The sequence below is a fragment of the Ruania halotolerans genome, assembly GCF_021049285.1.
GTDB lineage: Bacteria > Actinomycetota > Actinomycetes > Actinomycetales > Beutenbergiaceae > Ruania > Ruania halotolerans.
Map to the genome: position 1 here is coordinate 1,703,571 of NZ_CP088017.1, position 17,396 is coordinate 1,720,966.

Below are 17,396 nucleotides of genomic sequence, written 5' to 3' on the forward strand. Positions count from 1 at the left end.
GGGCACAGTGGAGGGAGGTGCCTATCAGGCGCCGTCATTGACCCCGAGCTTGAACTGAGGAGCACATCATTTCTGAGCAGACGAGTGTGACCGTCTCGCGCGTCATCGACGCCCCCGCCGCCGACGTCTTCGATGCCCTGACCAAGGTGGAGAACCACGAGCGGATCGACGGATCCGGTTTCGTGCGCTCACTGGATCAGGGTGATCGGATCACCGCCACCGGTCAGGTGTTCACTATGAACATGGAGGGTGATCACATGGGCGGGGAGTACCAGACCGACAACCACGTGGTCGGTTACGACAAGGACAAGCTGGTGGCCTGGAAGACGGCGCCCGCCGGCACGGAGCCTCCCGGCTGGCAGTGGGTCTGGGAACTGACCCCGACGGACCAAGGCCACACCGAGGCCCAGCTCACCTACGACTGGAGCCACGTCACCGACAAGGACCTGCTGAAGAAGATCCACTTCCCGCTGGTCAAGGAAGAGGATTTGGAAGCCTCGCTCGGCAACCTGGCAGCGATCTCGCTCACCGGATAGTCGCAGGACCGGCAGGTGCGAGCCCGTGACGAATGACGGGCCGCATCTGTCGGCTGTGGACGGCGTACACCCGCCGTCGCCACCTGAGTGGTAGCGGGCGGCTCTCGGCGTATTGCGCTGAGATGGTTGGCCATCAGCCCGTGATCCATGGGCAGAATGGCACTGCCTGAACAGGACCCACCAAGGATGGATGGCCTCATGGAACACACCGCCACGCTCAGCGGCCGCCGCGTCATCGTCACCGGGGGAGGAGTGGGGATCGGCCTGGGAATCGCGCGACGCTTCGCCCGCGCCGGGGCGCACGTGGCCATCACCACCCACTCCCGCCCGGTTGAAGACGTGGTCGAGATGTTGGCCACCGAGGGCATCGAGGTGCTCGGTGCCCAGTTGGACGCCCGCGACAGCGCGCAGACCGACCGCGTGATCGACGAGCTCGCCGGTCGCCTCGGCGGGCTCGACGTGCTCGTCAACAATGCCGGTGGTCTCATCGCGCGCCACCGAGTGGCGCAGATGTCGGATGAGTACTGGGACAAGGTGATGGCCCTCAACGTCGCCTCGGTCTTCTACGCGAGCCGCGCCGCACTGCGCCACCTCGGCGAGGGCGGACGGATCGTGACGATCTCCTCACTGGCGGGCAAGAACGGCGGCGGGAACGGTTCGGCTGCGTATGCCACCGCCAAAGCCGCGCTCGACGGGTTCACCCGGGCGCTCGCGAAGGAAGTGGCACCGGATGGCATCACCGTGAACGCGATCGCGCCCGGCCTCATCCTCGACACTCCGTTCCACGAGACGTTCACCCCCGCAGAGGCACAACAGCAGGCGATCAACGCCATCCCGCTTGGCCGGCCCGGCTATCCGGCGGACGTGGCCGCGGCCGCCGAGTACTACGCGCGGGCGGATTCGGGGTTCGCCACCGGCACCTCACTTGACCTCAACGGGGGCGCCTACTTCGCGTGACGGCTAGGCCCGTGCCACCCGTGCCTCGTCCCAGACCGGCTCGTCACTCGGATAGACCGATCCGTCGGCGCCGAACACCAGATACCGGTCGAGACTGCGCGCGAACCAGCGGTCATGTGTCACAGCCAGCACGGTGCCCTCGAAGGCGGCCAGGCCGGTCTCCAGTGCCTCCGCCGACTCCAGGTCGAGGTTGTCCGTGGGCTCGTCCAGCAATAGCAAGGTGGCGCCGGACAGCTCCAGGAGGAGGATCTGCAGACGTGCCTGCTGTCCGCCAGAGAGCGACTCGAAGCGTTGCTCGGCCGCCTGGGCGAGTTCGTAGCGATCCAGCGCACGCGCCCCTTGCTCCTGGCCCATGCCCGCGCGGTGGTCGTCACCGCGGTGCAGGATCTCGAGCAGGGTCCGGCCGAGCAGTTCGGGGTGGTGATGGGTTTGAGCAAACCAGCCCGGACGGACCCGCGCCCCGAGTCGAGCCCGGCCCGTATGCGGGACCGGCGTGATCTCGACCTCGCCGACCGGGAGATGCTCGATCTCCGGTTGGCTGCCCCCACCGGCGAGGAGCCGCAGGAAGTGGGATTTCCCGGACCCGTTGGAACCGAGCACACCCACACGGTCGCCGAACCAGATCTCGGCGTCGAAGGCGTGCATCAGTCCGGTCAGTTCGAGGTTCTCCACCACCACGGCACGCTTGCCCGTGCGACCACCCGAGAGCCGCATCGAGACCTTCTGCTCCTGCGGGAGCGCTTGCGGTGGCCCGGCCGCCTCGAACTTCTCCAGGCGGGTGACGGCAGCCTGCAACCGGCTTGCCATATCCGCGTTGTAGGCCGCCTTCTGCCGGTACATCACCACCAGTGCCTTGAGTTTGGCGTGTTCCTCGTCCCAGCGGCGGCGCAGTTCCTCGAAGCGTTCGAACCGGGCCCGGCGAGCCGAGGCGAATCCGGCGAACGGGCCACTGTGCACCCACAGGGTGTTGCCGGCCGCGCCCAGTTCCAGGGCCGCGACCGAGGTGGCTGCCTGGGCGAGCAGTTCACGGTCGTGGGAGACCAGCAGCACCGACTTGGTGGTGGTGCGCAGTTGCTCCTCGAGCCATCGTTTACCGGGCACGTCGAGGTAGTTGTCCGGCTCGTCGAGCAGCAGCACCTCGTCCGGTCCGCGCAGCAGCACCTCCAGGGCGAGACGCTTCTGTTCCCCGCCCGAGAGCGTGGTCACCTCGCGCCACTTGACCCGGTCATACCCGGCCCCCAGGGCAGCAGTGCAGCAGACGTCGAAGGTGACCTCCGCGTCATACCCGCCGGCATCGGCGTACTCGGCAAGCGCCGTGGCGTACCGCAGCTGCACCGGTTCGGAGTCGTCCTCCATGAGCCGTTCTTCGAGGGCATCCACAGTGGCCACGGCCTCGCGCAGACGCTGCGGCATCAGTCCGTACAGCAGGTCCCGCACTGTGGTGGAGTCGCGGATGCCGCCGATGAACTGCCGCATCACGCCGAGCCCGCCACTGCGCGCGACCGTGCCTGCGTCGGGAGTGAGATCGCCCGCGATGACCCTCAACAGCGTCGTCTTGCCGGCCCCATTCGGTCCGACGAGGGCCACCACGTCTCCCTCGCCCACGCGGAACGAGACCTCATCCAGCAGCACCCGGCCATCAGGCAGGGTGACGGTGATCCCAGAGAGGGCGATGTGACTCATGATCGCCTGAGCCTACGGTCGCCGGGTGGCGGCCGTCGAAGGCATTTCGCCGGTGCTACGTGCCCGCCGAAGCGTTTTTCCGGTGCTGACTGGCATGGAAGCGCGCCTTCTTCTGACGATTCCCGCAGGTGTTCATCTCACACCATTTCCTGGTGCGGCTTTGGCTGGTGTCGAAGAAGGCGGCCTGGCAGGTCGGTGAGGCACATAACGCCAGTCGTCCGTCCCGCTCGCCGGTGATGATGTTGATCGCGTCGGCGGCGATCACGCTGAGCGCATCCTCGACGGCGGCCGAGCTGAGCCGCCATCGCCGGTTCCGCTCGGGGGTCAGGATGGCCGCAGCCTGGCCCTGAACGCTGCAGTCATTGATGACGCGCACGGCAGCGGCCGGAAGAGCAGCGTCGATCGCGGCCGCTGTCGCGGCGGCGTGGATCGACTCCCTCAGTTCCCGGGCGTGGTCGAGCTGGGCAGCGCTGCAGGACTCCACGGCGAGGCCGTTCACTGCCAGCCAGTCGATCAGGCGCTGCGGCGTGGGGATGCGCTCCACTGCGTCGCCACGACGCTCTGTCAGCGTCGCCGTGAAGCTGGTCGCCAGCACGCTACCGAGGCGGAATTCGGGGTACTCAGCAGGCATGGAACCACCTTAGCCGGTTGCGTCCTAGCGCCGCCTCGTGAAGAATGGAACCGTCTTAGCCGGTTCACATTGTGTGCCGCCGGCTCCACGACGGCCAGGAGGTCTCATGTCCCGCCCAACCAGCGACGTCCACCCATTCGAAGCCCACGCAGGCAACGCTGATCTCGACGATCTGCGGGCGCGACTGGCCGCGGCGCGGCTGCCGGAGGTGGAGACGGTCGACCGCGCCGCGCCTGGCCCGCACCGATGGGACCAGGGTGTTCCGCTCGCTGACCTGATCGATGTGGTGAACTACTGGCGCACCGGGTACGACTGGCGATCGTTCGAAGATCGCCTCAACCGCCTCGGCCAGTTCCGCACGACGATCGAGGGACTGGGCATCCACTTCCTGCACCGCCGATCCCCGCGTGCGGACGCCACGCCGCTGATCATGACGCACGGCTGGCCCGGCAGCATCGCCGAGTTCACCCACGTCATCGACGAACTCGCAGATCCGCAGGATGCAGACGCACCAGCGTTCCACGTGGTGGCTCCCTCGCTCCCCGGCTTTGGGTACAGCGAGAAGCCGGCCACCACCGGGTGGGGCACGGAGAAGATCGCGGCGGCATGGGTGGAGCTGATGGGAAGGCTCGGCTACGGCACGTTCCTCGCCCATGGCGGCGACTGGGGAGGCAACATCACCACAGTGATCGGCGGCCGGTTCCCGGACCACGTTCTCGGGATCCATTCGACATTCGCGGAGGGGCCACCCGGGTTGACAACGGATGGGCTGACCGCGCTCGAGCGCAGGTGGGCCGAGGACACTCGCGACTTCTGGAGTCAGCGCGCGGCCTACGCGAAGCAGCAGGCCACCCGGCCGCAGACGATCGGCTATTCGCTGGTGGACTCACCGGTCGGGCTGCTTGCCTGGATCCTGGACAAGTTCGCCGAGTGGTCCGATACCACCGACAGCCCGTTCGAGACGATCTCGATCGACAGCGTTCTTGACGACGTCACCCTGTACTGGCTCACGCGCACTGGGGCGTCGGCGGCGCGCATCTACTACGAAAGCCACGCCTCACTCGATCCCGATCTGCGGGTCGACGTCCCGTCCGCGATCACGATGTACCCCGCCGACATTGAGAAGTGCCCGCGGCCGTGGGCACAGGAGCGGTACCGGCGAATCGTCCGATGGAACGCGGCCGAGTCCGGTGGACATTTCCCGTCGCTGGAGGTTCCCGAGTACTTCGTCAAGGATCTCCAGGAGGGGCTAGCGGCAGTGCTGGCGGCTCATCGCTGAACGGGTCGGCCTCCACTACCTCGCTCGATCTCAACAGAGGCGTCTTTGTCCGGAGCTCGAGCCTCAGGGTCGGAGATCTAGGGACCCACCAGAGGGTCCACGTCGGTGCCCATCGCCGCATGGACGCCGCGCCGCCACGCATCGGTGAGCGTGTTCGGCTGCGGTGAGTGATACGCCCCAGCCCTACCAGGCCGGAACGACCTCGATCCCGGCGCGCCGCAGCGCCCGGTGGAACACCTCGTCGCGGAGCAGCCGTAGCTCCCAGCGCCGCTTGCGCGCTTCCGCTGCGGGTAGCCAGTCCGCAGCCGAGGGCGGGGACGGGTGCACGATCAGTTCGGAGGTCCCGGCGGGCAGCCGGCGCAGCTGGTGCAGCACCTCGGTGCGCAACTGCCCGTAGCCGAGCACCATCGTGCCCGGTAGCCACGAGCTGACCAGCACCTCCGGCAGCCGCACCCGCAAGGTATCGGCTCGCTGCACGGCACTGCGGTGGGCGCGGCGAAGTCCGCGGACGGCCAGACCCAGGGTTCGGCTCAGCGTGCGAGGCATCCGGAAGTCCAGACCGTTCGCGGCGCAGAAGTCCACCGCCTGGCCTGCCATCGAGCGCCCATACAGCCCATACAGGGTGCCCGAGTGCGAGTCCAGCCCGGCCGGCCGCAGCCCGAGCTCGCGCATCCAGGTGAGCTGGGCGAGCAGTTCCCGGACCACGTCGGCCGCCGTGGCGCGCCGCTCGGCGTATGCGGGGTCGAGCGCGAACATCCCGCGGGCGTCGGTCAGTGTGCTGACTCCCGGGGTGATCGGGCGCCAGGGCGGCAGTCCCCGCGCGGAGGAGAACGTGATGTGCAGCCGGGGCTGAGTGAATCCGGCAGCCGTGAGCCGGCGAACAGCGTCCTCGGCAGCAGCGCCCACCGGGATGAGCGTGGTTGCCGAGACCACGCCCTCGCGCAGCAGCTCGACGATGGTCGCGTTCGTATCCGGATCGACGCCGAGGTCGTCCGCGGTGATCACGAGTCTGCGCTGCATGGGTTCTTCTCGCAGGAAGGAAGGGACTTCTTCAGAATACGTGGGCGATCCGCGCGAGGCTCGCCAGAGGCGTTCGCGTGCCCGGCCACCGACCGCGCCGGCACGCCGACACATCTTCCGCGCGCCGACTCGGGTTCCTCCTTGTGTCCGTGCCCGAAACCTGTGTCGGGAGGATTCCGAGGCGCGTGCGTGCCTCCGTTCGGGTTCTTGCTCACCCCCGAACCACCGTGCTACCGTCCTGGAATCGTTTCCAATGGAATCGTTTCCAATGTCGTGGATGAACCCGGAGGCACAGATGGGCAGAGTGACCATCGCTGATGTGGCCAAGCGAGCCGGAGTCTCGCTCGCCTCCACCTCGCGCGCCCTGAACGGCCAGGTGGCCAGCGCCGCCACGGTGGAGAAGGTCCGCAAGGCCGCCACCGACCTCGGGTACATCCCCGATTCGGCCGCGCGCAGCCTGCGCACCCGCCGGACCGGCCAACTCGCCTTCGCCGTGGCGGATGTCGGCAACCCGGTCTACGTGGAGATGATGCGCGAGATCGAGTCCGTGATCGCCGCCGAGGACTACCGCCTCGTGGTCTCCCGCACCGGCGACGCCGCCGGCACGCTCGACCTGGTCCGCGATCTCAACCGCGGCTACGTCGACGGCCTCATCCTCTCCCCGCTGCGCGTCACCCCCGCGCTGGTGGACGCACTCGAAGCCTCCACCGTGCCCACGGTGGTGATCGGTCGCCTCCCCGAGAACACCCGCGTGGACACCGTGATGGCCGATTCCGAAGGGGGAGTGGCCCTGGCGGTGGACCACCTCGTGGCTACCGGCGCCCGCCGGATCGCCTTCCTGAACGGCCCCGCCGATACCACTCCGGGAAAGTTCCGCCACGCCGGCTTCCTGCGCGCCACCGCCGAGGTCGGCGGCCTGACCACCGCAGAGTTCTCCGCCGAGGACTTCACTATCGACGCCGGGTACGCCGCCGCCGCGGCGATCTTCGACTCCGCCGAGAGTTCCTGGGACGCCGTGATCGCGGTGAACGACCTGGTCGGCATCGGCGTGATGCACGCCGCCGCGGAACACGGCCTCACCGTTCCAGAGGACCTGGCCGTGATCGGCATCGACAACACCACCCTCGCCGACGTCTGCCACCCCGGCCTGACCAGCGTGGACCTCGGCTCTGCCCGACGTGGCCGCAAGGCCGCCCAGATGCTGCTCGCCCGGATGGACGATGCCGGCCTGGAACCGCGCGCTGTACGCGTCCCGCCCTCCCTGCACCTGCGCGGCTCCACTCACGCGCTGCCCAGTGCCCGGAAGGCGCCCCCGACGGCGGAGCCTCGCACCGCACGCAACCGCACCACGGGGCGAGCATCAGCAGCCCAGTCAACGCCGACGGCGAAGGGCACCTCTCCCCGAACGTCCGGTGAGGGGAGGGCACAGTGAGCGCCCCCGCCCCAGCGCTGGCTCCGCCGTCGGGCGGCTCACCCCGCCGGAAGGCGGGCCTGGGCCCGCGGCAGAAGGCCGAACGCCGCGAGGCCATCGCCCTGGTGATCCCGGCCCTGCTGCCGATCATCGTCTTCTCGATGATCCCGCTGCTGGCGGGCGTCTACCTCGGGTTCACCAACGCCACCCTCGCGCGCAACGCCGAGATCGAATTCACCGGCTTCGACAACTTCGTCCAGCTCGCCGGGGACGAGCAGTTCTGGGACTCCTTCGGCATCGGACTGGTGTGGGCCGGGTCAGTGGCCGCACTCACCGGGATCAGTGCGATCGCGCTGGCGCTGCTGCTGAACTCCAAGCTGCGGTTCAAGTCCCTCACCCGGATCATCGTGCTCATCCCATGGGCGATGCCTCCGGTGGTGACCGGGATCTTGTGGCGGATGATCTACGACGTCAACTCCGGGCCGCTGAACGCAGCGCTGAGCTGGTTCGGGATCGACAAGGTGAACTGGCTCGGCGACTTCTCCACCGCGCTGCCGGCCGTGATCGTGGTGGGCATCTGGTCCGGACTGCCGCAGACCACCGTGCTGCTGCTGGCCGGGATGCAGTCCATTCCGGGAGAGCTGCACGAGGCCGCCGCCCTGGACGGGGCGAACGCCGCGCGCCGGTTCTGGCACGTGACCCTGCCGGGCCTGGCGCCGGTGCTGATCGCCATCACCAGCATCGACTTCATCTGGAACTTCAACGACTTCGGCATCGTCTACGTGCTCACCGAGGGCGGACCGGGCGGCCAGACCATGATCCCGCCCCTGTTCACCTATCTCGAGGCCTTCCGCAACCGCGAGATCGGCTACGCCTCGGCGATGGGCGACGTGCTCGTCCTGGCGATCCTGCTGATCCTGAGCATCTACCTGGTGAACCAGTTCCGGCAGAACAAGGAAGGGCGGTGATGGACAGATGAACACCAACATGAAGACGCCCTTGCCGGTGACCGTGCTGCAGTACCTGGCGCTCGGCGGCTTCCTGCTCTTCCTGGGCTTCCCGGTGCTGTGGATCGTCTCCGCCTCGTTCAAATCCTCCGCGGAGCTGAACTCCCTGAGCGCGAACCTGATCCCGAACGAGTGGGTGTTCACCAACTTCACCACCGCACTCGAGCGGCAGAACCTGCTCACCTCGGCCGGCAACTCGTTCCTGGTGGCGGTGAGCACGATGGTGATCGCCGTGATCGTCACGCTGCCGATGTCCTACGCGCTGGCCCGGCTGCGCGGGAAACTGCGCGCCGCCGGCACCGTGTGGATCCTCGCCACCCAGGTGTTCCCGCAGATCCTGATCATCATCCCGTTGTTCCTGGTGCTGCGGACGTTGATGCTGAACGACACCCTGCTCGGGCTGATCCTGGTCTACGTCACCTTCACGCTGCCGTTCACGCTGTGGATGATGCAGGGCTACGTGGCCGCCGTGCCGCGTGAGCTCGAGGATGCCGGCTCGATGGACGGCGCCAGCCGCTTCAAGGTGCTGGTGCACATCGTGTTCCCGCTGCTGCGCCCCGGGCTGATGGCCACCGCGATGTTCACCTTCGTCTCGGCGTGGAATGAGTTCTTCCTCGCCCTCGTGCTGCTGCAGAGCCCGGAGCTGTTCACGCTCCCGATCACGCTGCGTGCCTTCCTCGGTGCCGAAGGGCAGACCCAGTTGGGTCCGCTCGCTGCCGGTGCCGTGCTCGCGACGATTCCCTCCCTGATCGTTTTCTCCTTCCTCCAGAAGAAACTCACCGGCGGAATGCTCGCCGGTGCCGTCAAGGGCTGACACCCCAGAAAGAGAGATTCACCATGAACAGCAAGAAGAGCATCGGCGCTCTCGCGCTGCTGACGGCAGGCGCATTCGCCCTGACCGCCTGCCAGCAAGGCAGCTCCAGCGGCGGCGGTGGTGGCGGCTCCGAGGACGGTGCCGTGACGCTGCAGTTCCAGTCCCTGTCCGACCAGCCCGCCACCCAGGAAGCGGTCAGCTCAGCGGTGGAACAGTGGAACTCGGACAACCCGGACGTGCAGGTGGAGATCATCCAGGCCGGATGGGACGGCGCCTACGACAAGCTGATCACCCAGTTCACCGGCGGCACCGCACCGGACATCGTGCACTTCGACGGCGCCTCGATCGTCTCCTTCGCGCAGGACGGCTACCTCGCCGACCTCTCCGGCGGGCTGAGCGAGGAGCGGATCGCGGATGTGCCGCAGGGCATCTGGGACGCGGTGACCGTGAACGAGGAGATCATCGCCTACCCCTCGACCCTGCAGTCCTACATCGCCTTCGCGAACGTCGACCTGCTCGAAGAGGCCGGCGTGGAGGTCCCCACCGGGGAGACGATGACCTGGGACGAGCTGGCCGAGATTGCCGAGGCCACCACCACCGATGACGTCTACGGCATCGGCTGGGGTCTCGGTTCCCCGGCTGCGACCGTGATGACCCTCGCGCCCGGGTTCGGGGGTGACTTCTTCTCCGGTACCGGTGAGGATGTGCAGATCGAGGTCGGCGACGCCGAGCTCGAGGTGCCCGAGCGGATCCACGAGATGGCGTACGAGGACGAGTCGCTGGACCCGGTGAGCCTGACCCAGTCCGGTTCGGACGTGCTGGCCTCCTTCTACGGTGGCACCGTGGCGATGACCGTGCAGGGCTCCTTCCAGGCCACGAACATCGCCAATGACGCCCCCGAGGGCTTCAACTGGGTGGCGCTGCCGCCGCTGGAAGGCTCCGAGGGTGCGCTGCAGGCTGTGAACCCGCAGACCTACTCGGTCAACATCGACTCCGAGCACGTGGACGAGGCGACGGCATTCCTGGACTTCTTCGCCTCGGGGGAGACCATGGCCGCGATCGCCCAGGCCGATGCGCTGATCCCGGCCTCGGAGTCGGCTCGTGCGGTGGTTGCTGAGGAGACCGGTGGTGAGGACGGCTGGGATCAGATCCTGGCCTCCGCCGATGGCATGGTCGGCGCCCCGTTCCTGCAGGCCGACGGGTACGCGGAGTGGAAGGAAACCACCCTGAACCCGGCACTGCAGCAGTACCTGGGCGACCAGATCGACTCCGAGCAGCTCGCACAGCAGCTCACCGACGGCTGGGGCTGAGTCCCACCCCGCGGCGCCCGGACCAACTGGGCGCCGCGGGCCCGCACTCGGCGGCAGAATCAACATGACGATCGAATGGAGATCCAACGTGAGTTGGCTGGAAGACCGAGTGGCAGGCGTACTCGCCGGAGCCGCCGTCGGTGATGCGCTCGGCGGAGCCACCGAGGGCTGGACCCCCGAGCAGATCGAGGAGCGCCACGGCGGCAGGGTCACCGGCATCGTCGGCCCGTTCCTGCCCGATTGGCGCACCGCACGCCCGATTGCGCCCTATCACAAGGGCGATGGGCACGTCACCGATGACACCTTGATGACGCACGCGCTGATCGAGGTGTACGCCACTCACCACACCCACCTGGACGCCTATCACATGGCCTCCGATCTGGTGCCGCTGATGCTCGGCGAGCGCCGCTGGGTGCCCGAGCTGGAGGATGAGGCGCTCATCCTGCAGCGGGTCTTCCTCGCTGAGAAGCACCTGGTGGCCAAGCTGCATTACGGCCACGTCGACCCGCGCGAGGCCGGGGTGGGCAACATCGTCAACTGCGGCGCCACCATGTACATGGCCCCGGTGGGGCTCGTGAACGCCGGCGATCCGGCCGGCGCTTATGCCGAGGCGATCGATTTGGCCGGGGCGCATCAGGTCTCTTATGGCCGGGAGGCCGCGGGCGTGTTCGCCGCCGCCGTCGCGGCCGCACTGGTTCCCGGCACGACGGCGGAGCGTGCCGTGGACGAGGCCCGTCGCCTTGCCCATGACGGCACCCGGGCCGCGATCGACGCGGTGCTCGAGGCCGTCGCCGCGTTCCAGGCCGCCGGGGGACTGGCCGCACACGACGAACGTGAGCTGAACCGGGTGCTGCGCGCCGCAGTGGCCCCGTTCGACACCGTGGGCGAGGAGTACCGCAAGCCGGCGATGGACGCCCGGCTACCCTCCCGCACGAAGTCGATCGAGGAACTGCCGGTCGCGCTCGGCCTCGTGGTCGCGCACGACGGGGACGCGCGCGGAGCGGTGCTTGATGCGGTGAACTACGGCCGCGACGCCGATTCGATCGCCACCATGGCCGGCGCCATCTGTGGTGCGCTCGCCGGCCGGGACGCGATCCCCGCCGAGTGGGTGGACGAGGTGACCCGGGCGAGCAAACTGGACCTGGACACCGTGATCACCTCGATGCACGCCAGCGTGCGTGCCATCGCCGCCGACGACGCCCGCCGGGCCCGGCAGCGCACCGAGGCCCTGAACGCCATGCTGGAGGAATCTGCGTGAGACTCACCTGGGCCCAGCCCGAGGACCTCGTCGCCCATGAGCTGGTGGCGCTGGCCGAACAGGGCGCCGACTCTGCGGCGCTCGAATCGGTGGCCCGCCGGTGGGAGGCTGCTGGTGGGTCGCTGCAGCCGGAGCGCTCCGGGGCGAGCGCCGAGGCGGCGGACCCCCAGCTGCGGCTGATCGCCCGCCAGGTGCTCGCCCAGCTGGCCGAGCTGGACACCACCGACCCGGCCGAACCTGATGACTGGGCGGACATCGCTGCTCAGATCACCGGGGAGATCGAAGGTACGCCCGCCGCAGGGGAGCGGGCGAGTTTCGATCGGGTGGCCGGTGCCTGGTGGGGCCGCTCCGTCGGCTGCCTGCTCGGCAAGCCGGTGGAGAAGATCCCCCGCGAGGGGATCGAGGAGATCGCGCGCGCGACCGGCAACTGGCCGATCCGCAGCTACTTCACCGCCCGCGGTCTGCCGGAGGACGTGGCGGCCCGGTGGCCGTGGAACCGCCGCTCGGCGCCCACCTCGCTGGTGGAGAACATCGACGGCATGCCCGAGGACGACGACCTCAACTTCCCGCTGCTGGCTCTGGACCTGCTGGAGACCCACGGGGACGGGCTGACGACGAGTGACGTCGCGCAGTCCTGGCTGGCGAACCTGCCCGGCGGGCGCGTGTTCACCGCCGAGCGGGCCGCCTACCGCAACCTCCTCGACGCCCGCGCGATCACCGAGACCGGGGCGTGCGAGACCGCCACGCATCTGAACCCGTTCCGGGAATGGATCGGCGCCCTCATCCGGGCCGACGTCTACGGCTGGGCCCACCCCGGCGACGTCTACGCCGCCGCCCGGCTCGCCTGGGTGGATGCCCGCCTGAGCCACACCCGCAACGGCATCTACGGCGCCATGTGGGCCGCCGCCCTGTGCTCGGCCTCCCTGGTGAGCACGAGCGTGGACGAGGTGCTGGATGCAGCCGAATCCGTGCTGCCCCCGGCCTCCCGGCTGCTCGAGGCCGTCCGCTCCGGCCGTGCGGCAGGTGAGGACCTGCGCGAGGGCCGCATCGACGACGAGGAAGCACTCGACGCCCTGCAGGCCCAGTACGGTCACCTGCACTGGGTGCACACGCTGAACAACGCGGCCCTGATCGCCATGGCCGTGGCTGCCTCGGGCACCGCTCCCAGTCCCGCCGCCGGCACCGGCCCCGCACCCACCGGGGGTGAGGTTGCCGTCGATGATCGGCCCATCACCGACGTCAACTTCACCCGCGGCATCACCCTCGCCGTAGCCGCCGGCTGGGACACCGACTCCGCCGGCGCCACCGTCGGCTCCGTCCTCGGCGCCCTGACTGGCAAGTCCGGTCTCGACCCTGCCTGGACCGATCCCCTGCACGGCCGCCTGCACACCTCCCTGCCCGGCCCGCAGACCCATGAGCTGGACGAGCTCGCCTCCCGCACCCACACGCTGTCTGATCGGATGATGACCTCATGAGCGGCGGCTTCGACCCCCTCGTCCCACGCCCCCTCGACCTCCCCACCGAGGTCCCGCTGACCGGCGACCTCACAAGTGGCGAAGTTGCCGAGGCGCTGGATGAGGCGAAGATCCTCGCCGCCCCCGGCACCCAGACCGACCCGCCCGACCAGGCCACCCTGGACGCTTGGCGCAAGCAGCTCCACGCCTGGCGCTCCGGCGCTCTCGCCCGGTACGGCACGCCCACCCGCTATGACGCCTCGGAAGCCCAGTGGGCCAACCGCTGCTTCACCGTGGCGCAGACCTGGCTGTGGGATGAGTTGTTCTTCGACTTCGAGCGTCAGGCCTTCACCCCGGAGCGGTTCCTCGCCGACGCCCAGGAACGCTTCGGCGGCCTCGACGGCGTCGTGCTCTGGCACGCCTACCCGATCATCGGCATCGACGAGCGCAACCAATGGGACTTCTATCGGATACCGGGCCTGGCCGAGGCCGCCGCCACCCTGCATGAGCACGGGGTCGCGGTGTTCGTCGACTACAACCCGTGGGATACCGGCACCCGCCGCACCGGCAACACCGACGCCGAAGATCTCGCCACCGTGGTCCGCCACCTGAACGCCGACGGCGTCTTCCTCGACACCCTGAAGAAGGCCGACCCGGAGTTCGTGGCCGCGATGGAGGCGGCGCGCCCGGGCATCGGCCTGGAGGGGGAGTCGAAGCTGGTGACCGAGCGGGTCGCCGACCACGCACTCTCCTGGGCGCAGTGGTTCGCCGACTCCGAGATCCCTGGGGTGCTGCGGGCGCGGTGGTTCGAGCGCCGGCACATGCAGCACCACATCCGCCGCTGGAACCGCGACCATGCCGCCGAGCTGCGCTCTGCCTGGCTGAACGGCGTCGGCGTGATGGTCTGGGAGGTCGTCTTCGGCGTCTGGGTGGGCTGGAACGACCGCGACGCCGCCACCCTGCGCCGGATGCTCCCCGTGCAACGCGCCATGCACCGCTGGCTCACCGACGGCGAGTGGACCCCGTTGGCCGTGTGCGAGCCGCCCGTGTTCGCCTCGACGTTCGAGCTCGACGGCGTCACCCTCTACACGTTGGTCAACACCAGCGACGAGGACGTCACCTACGCTTCCGGCCCCGGCACGTGGGTCACCTTCGACGGCCCGCTCCAGCACGGGGAGGCCGAGGTGATCGTGCCCGCCCAGGGCGTGGCAGCGCTGGTTCATCTCTCCGAGGGCGCAGCACTACCCGCCGAGGTCGCTGATGTTCACTTTGAGCCGCCCGTTCGCGACTCCTCGTTCCCGCACCGGTGCGCGGTGCGGCTCAGCGCACCTTCCTGGACCGGCCCGACGGCGGAGCCCGCCACCGTGTCGGCGTTGCGTGCCGATGTAGTCGAGGTCCCCGCCGGCGAGCACGTCCTCACCGTCCGGCACCGCCAGCGCGAGACCGGCATGTATGACGGCGCCCCGTACGTGGAGGAGTGGAAGCCCCTCCCGCCGCGCCTGCACGACCAGCGCACGCTCGAGCGCGTAGTGCAGATTCCCGACGGCGTCCGGGTAGCCTCCTGGGAGGTCTCGGCCGCCGAGTACGCCCAGTTCCTCAAGGCCATCGGCGAGGCACCGGACTCCGACGTCGATCCGGCTGCTGACCATCCGGCGACGGGCGCTACCTTCGCCCGTGCCCGCGAGTTCGCCGCCTGGGCCGGTGGCCGATTGCCTACCGAGGACGAGTGGCAGTTGGCTGCGACTCGGTACGGGTTCGAGCGCCGCACCCCTGCAGTGTGGAACTGGACCGAGTCGGAGCACTCGGATGGGCGCACCCGGTTCGTGATGCTCAAGGGCGGCGCCGAGCACAAGAGTGAAGGCTCGGACTGGTACGTCGATGGGGGAGTGCAGTCCCCGGAGTTCGCGCTGAAGTTCCTGTTGCCCGGGCTGGGCGTGGACGCCTCGCCATCGATCGGGTTCCGAGTCTGTTGGGACGCTGCCGAAAGGGAGCAACACTGATGAGTACTCCGCTCGATGACCTGTTGGTAGTGGATGCGTCCACGCTGTTCGCCGGCCCGATGGCGGCGATGCACCTGGGCGACATGGGCGCCCGGGTGATCAAGGTGGAGCACCCGCAGCGCCCGGACCCCTCGCGTGGGCACGGCCCGTCGAAGGACGGGGAGAACCTGTGGTGGAAGACTCTCGGTCGCAACAAGGAGACCGTCACACTAGACCTGCACACCCCCGGTGGCGTGGAGGCGTTCCTGCGCCTGGCCGAGCGGGCGGATGTGGTGATCGAGAACTTCCGCCCTGGCACCCTGGAGAAGTGGGGGCTCGGGTACGAACAGCTGTCGGCGAAGAACCCGGGGCTCGTGCTGGCACGAGTGACCGGCTTCGGGCAGAAGGGCCCGTACCGCTCACGCCCAGGCTTCGGCACCCTCGCGGAGGCGATGAGCGGCTTCGCCGCGATGACCGGCGAACCCGACGGCCCGCCCACGCTGCCGCCGTTCGGCCTGGCCGACGGGATCGCGTCCTTGACCACGGCGTATGCGGTGATGACCGCGCTGCACCACCGAGCCCGCATCGGTACGGGGCAGGAGTTGGATATCGCGATCATCGAGCCGATCCTGGCGATGCTCGGTCCGCAGATCACCCGCTGGGACCAGTTGGGCACGGTGCAGCCGCGCACGGGGAATCGGTCGGCGAACAACGCCCCGCGCAACGCCTACCTGACGGCGGACGCGAAGTGGGTGGCGGTGAGTACGAGTGCGCAGTCGATCGCCGAGCGGGTGATGGAACTGGTCGGCCGGCCCGAGCTGACGTGCGAGGACTGGTTCGCCACCGGCGCCGGGCGTGCACACCATGCCGATGAGCTGGACGAAGCGGTGGGGGCGTGGATCGCAGAGCGCTCCCGCGATGAGGTGGTGGCCGAGTTCGAACGGGTGCACGCCGCGGTCGCGCCGATCTACGACGCCGGCGACATCATGGCCGACCCCCACTTCCAAGAGCTCGGCACCATTTACGGCATCGAGGACCCGGTGCTCGGTGAGATGAAGATGCAGGGCCCGATCTTCCGGATGTCCGATGCGGAGTCGCGGATCGCTTGGACCGGCCGCACGCCGGGCGCGGATACCGAAGCTCTGCTGGGGGAGTTGGGCTTCTCCGCGCGGGAGATCGCGGATATGCGGGAGGAGGGCGCATGCTGACCTCGCTCTACGTCCCCGGGGACCGCCCCGACCGGGTGACCAAGGCACTCGCGTCCGGGGCGGACTGCGTGATCGTGGACCTCGAGGACGCGGTAGCACCCTCACACAAGCAACTCGCGCGGGAGTCGTTGGCCAAAGCCTTAGGCGGCGAGTTGCCCGTACCCGTTCAGGTGCGCGTGAACGCGTGCGGCTCGGCATGGTACGAAGACGACCTGGCGGCGCTGGGGGAGTCAAACCCAGCTATTGGTGTTCGCCTGCCGAAGGTCAACGGCCCCGACGACGTCGCTGCCGTGCAGGACGCCCTGCCCGCTCGAGACGTGCACGCGTTGATCGAGACAGCCATCGGCGTAGAGCGATCCTTCGAGATCGCCAACGCCGGCGTGGCATCGGTGACCCTCGGCGAGGCCGACCTGCGCGCTGAGCTGGGTCTCGCCGCTGGCGAGCCGGGGGAGCCGGGCCTCGCATGGGTGCGCTCCCGGCTGGTCGTGGCCGCTGCAGCCGCCGGACTGCCGGCCCCACAAATGAGCGTGTGGGCCGACGTGAAAGACATGGACGGCCTTGCGAGGAGTTGCGCCACCGGCAAGGCGCTGGGATTCGTGGGGCGCTCGGCGATTCACCCGGCACAGCTCCCGGTGATCCGTGACGCCTTCCGGCCCACCGAGGCCGAACTCGCACGAGCCCGCGAGATCGTCGACCGCGTCGGCTCCGCCGAGGCCGACCGCGCAGGCACAGTCGTGCTTGAGGACGGGAGCTTCCTGGATGCGGCGATGCTCCGTGGTGCGCTCCGCGTGCATGGATCGACGGGTCGGGGTTAGCACCGGATGTCGGTCCGTCGCGCTACGGTTCGAC

General features: G+C 68.9%; 15 protein-coding genes. 12 read left to right on the forward strand and 3 right to left on the reverse strand.

Annotated features, from left to right (window positions below):
• Positions 1–68 precede the first annotated feature (68 nt).
• Both LQF10_RS07495 and LQF10_RS07500 read left to right on the forward strand, forming a co-directional pair.
• The gene (locus LQF10_RS07495; protein ID WP_231067275.1) at positions 69–536 is read left to right on the forward strand and encodes an SRPBCC family protein; all 468 of its coding nucleotides are present in this window, start codon (positions 69–71) and stop codon (positions 534–536) included.
• Between the two features lie 198 nt (positions 537–734).
• Positions 735–1,493, forward strand: a complete 759-nt coding sequence (locus tag LQF10_RS07500) for an SDR family NAD(P)-dependent oxidoreductase (protein WP_231066854.1) — start codon at positions 735–737, stop codon at positions 1,491–1,493.
• Positions 1,494–1,496: 3 nt separating this feature from the next.
• On the opposite strand, the gene LQF10_RS07505 is transcribed toward LQF10_RS07500, so the two are convergent.
• Entirely contained in the window at positions 1,497–3,176 is a 1,680-nt protein-coding gene (locus LQF10_RS07505; protein ID WP_231066855.1) for an ABC-F family ATP-binding cassette domain-containing protein, read from the reverse strand.
• A gap of 55 nt (positions 3,177–3,231) precedes the next feature.
• Positions 3,232–3,771, reverse strand: a complete 540-nt coding sequence (locus tag LQF10_RS07510) for a CGNR zinc finger domain-containing protein (protein ID WP_231066856.1) — start codon at positions 3,769–3,771, stop codon at positions 3,232–3,234.
• 142 nt (positions 3,772–3,913) lie between these two features.
• On the opposite strand from LQF10_RS07510, the gene LQF10_RS07515 reads away from it, so the two are divergent.
• A complete protein-coding gene (locus tag LQF10_RS07515; RefSeq protein ID WP_231066857.1) occupies positions 3,914–5,086 on the forward strand; it encodes an epoxide hydrolase family protein in 1,173 nt (390 codons plus the stop codon).
• Between the two features lie 183 nt (positions 5,087–5,269).
• Here LQF10_RS07515 and LQF10_RS07520 read toward each other — a convergent pair whose 3' ends face one another.
• Positions 5,270–6,106 (reverse strand): carbohydrate deacetylase, encoded by an 837-nt coding sequence (locus LQF10_RS07520; protein WP_231066858.1) that lies wholly within the window; start codon positions 6,104–6,106, stop codon positions 5,270–5,272.
• Between the two features lie 295 nt (positions 6,107–6,401).
• Between LQF10_RS07520 and LQF10_RS07525 the strand changes: the two genes are divergently transcribed.
• The 9 genes from LQF10_RS07525 to LQF10_RS07565 all read left to right on the forward strand — a co-directional run bounded on the left by LQF10_RS07525 (position 6,402) and on the right by LQF10_RS07565 (position 17,362).
• Entirely contained in the window at positions 6,402–7,538 is a 1,137-nt protein-coding gene (locus LQF10_RS07525; RefSeq protein ID WP_231066859.1) for a LacI family DNA-binding transcriptional regulator, read from the forward strand.
• A complete protein-coding gene (locus LQF10_RS07530; protein ID WP_231066860.1) occupies positions 7,535–8,485 on the forward strand; it encodes a carbohydrate ABC transporter permease in 951 nt (316 codons plus the stop codon). Before LQF10_RS07525 ends, LQF10_RS07530 begins: the two co-directional genes overlap by 4 nt.
• Positions 8,486–8,492: 7 nt before the next feature.
• Positions 8,493–9,338, forward strand: coding sequence for a carbohydrate ABC transporter permease (locus tag LQF10_RS07535; RefSeq protein ID WP_231066861.1), 846 nt, complete (start codon positions 8,493–8,495; stop codon positions 9,336–9,338).
• A 23-nt stretch (positions 9,339–9,361) separates the two neighbouring features.
• On the forward strand, positions 9,362–10,648 hold the full coding sequence (locus tag LQF10_RS07540) for an ABC transporter substrate-binding protein (protein WP_231066862.1): 1,287 nt from the start codon (positions 9,362–9,364) through the stop codon (positions 10,646–10,648).
• Between the two features lie 88 nt (positions 10,649–10,736).
• A complete protein-coding gene (locus LQF10_RS07545; protein ID WP_231066863.1) occupies positions 10,737–11,906 on the forward strand; it encodes an ADP-ribosylglycohydrolase family protein in 1,170 nt (389 codons plus the stop codon).
• A complete protein-coding gene (locus LQF10_RS07550) occupies positions 11,903–13,381 on the forward strand; it encodes an ADP-ribosylglycohydrolase family protein (protein ID WP_231066864.1) in 1,479 nt (492 codons plus the stop codon). Before LQF10_RS07545 ends, LQF10_RS07550 begins: the two co-directional genes overlap by 4 nt.
• Entirely contained in the window at positions 13,378–15,360 is a 1,983-nt protein-coding gene (locus tag LQF10_RS07555) for an SUMF1/EgtB/PvdO family nonheme iron enzyme (RefSeq protein ID WP_231066865.1), read from the forward strand. The genes LQF10_RS07550 and LQF10_RS07555 overlap by 4 nt, the downstream gene beginning before the upstream one ends.
• On the forward strand, positions 15,360–16,547 hold the full coding sequence (locus tag LQF10_RS07560) for a CaiB/BaiF CoA transferase family protein (protein ID WP_231066866.1): 1,188 nt from the start codon (positions 15,360–15,362) through the stop codon (positions 16,545–16,547). The genes LQF10_RS07555 and LQF10_RS07560 overlap by 1 nt, the downstream gene beginning before the upstream one ends.
• Positions 16,541–17,362 carry an HpcH/HpaI aldolase/citrate lyase family protein gene (locus tag LQF10_RS07565; RefSeq protein ID WP_231066867.1) on the forward strand — a complete coding sequence of 274 codons (822 nt, stop codon included), beginning with the start codon at positions 16,541–16,543 and terminating at the stop codon, positions 17,360–17,362. Before LQF10_RS07560 ends, LQF10_RS07565 begins: the two co-directional genes overlap by 7 nt.
• Positions 17,363–17,396 lie beyond the last annotated feature (34 nt).

Bases quoted from the DNA above. Each gene is read 5' to 3' on its own strand.
- LQF10_RS07500 (WP_231066854.1), top strand. From the start codon at position 735: ATGGAACACACCGCCACGCTCAGCGGCCGCCGCGTCATCGTCACCGGG.
- LQF10_RS07505 (WP_231066855.1), bottom strand. From the start codon at position 3,176: ATGAGTCACATCGCCCTCTCTGGGATCACCGTCACCCTGCCTGATGGC.
- LQF10_RS07515 (WP_231066857.1), top strand. From the start codon at position 3,914: ATGTCCCGCCCAACCAGCGACGTCCACCCATTCGAAGCCCACGCAGGC.
- LQF10_RS07520 (WP_231066858.1), bottom strand. From the start codon at position 6,106: ATGCAGCGCAGACTCGTGATCACCGCGGACGACCTCGGCGTCGATCCG.
- LQF10_RS07525 (WP_231066859.1), top strand. From the start codon at position 6,402: ATGGGCAGAGTGACCATCGCTGATGTGGCCAAGCGAGCCGGAGTCTCG.
- LQF10_RS07535 (WP_231066861.1), top strand. From the start codon at position 8,493: ATGAACACCAACATGAAGACGCCCTTGCCGGTGACCGTGCTGCAGTAC.
- LQF10_RS07540 (WP_231066862.1), top strand. From the start codon at position 9,362: ATGAACAGCAAGAAGAGCATCGGCGCTCTCGCGCTGCTGACGGCAGGC.
- LQF10_RS07555 (WP_231066865.1), top strand. From the start codon at position 13,378: ATGAGCGGCGGCTTCGACCCCCTCGTCCCACGCCCCCTCGACCTCCCC.
- LQF10_RS07560 (WP_231066866.1), top strand. From the start codon at position 15,360: ATGAGTACTCCGCTCGATGACCTGTTGGTAGTGGATGCGTCCACGCTG.
- LQF10_RS07565 (WP_231066867.1), top strand. From the start codon at position 16,541: ATGCTGACCTCGCTCTACGTCCCCGGGGACCGCCCCGACCGGGTGACC.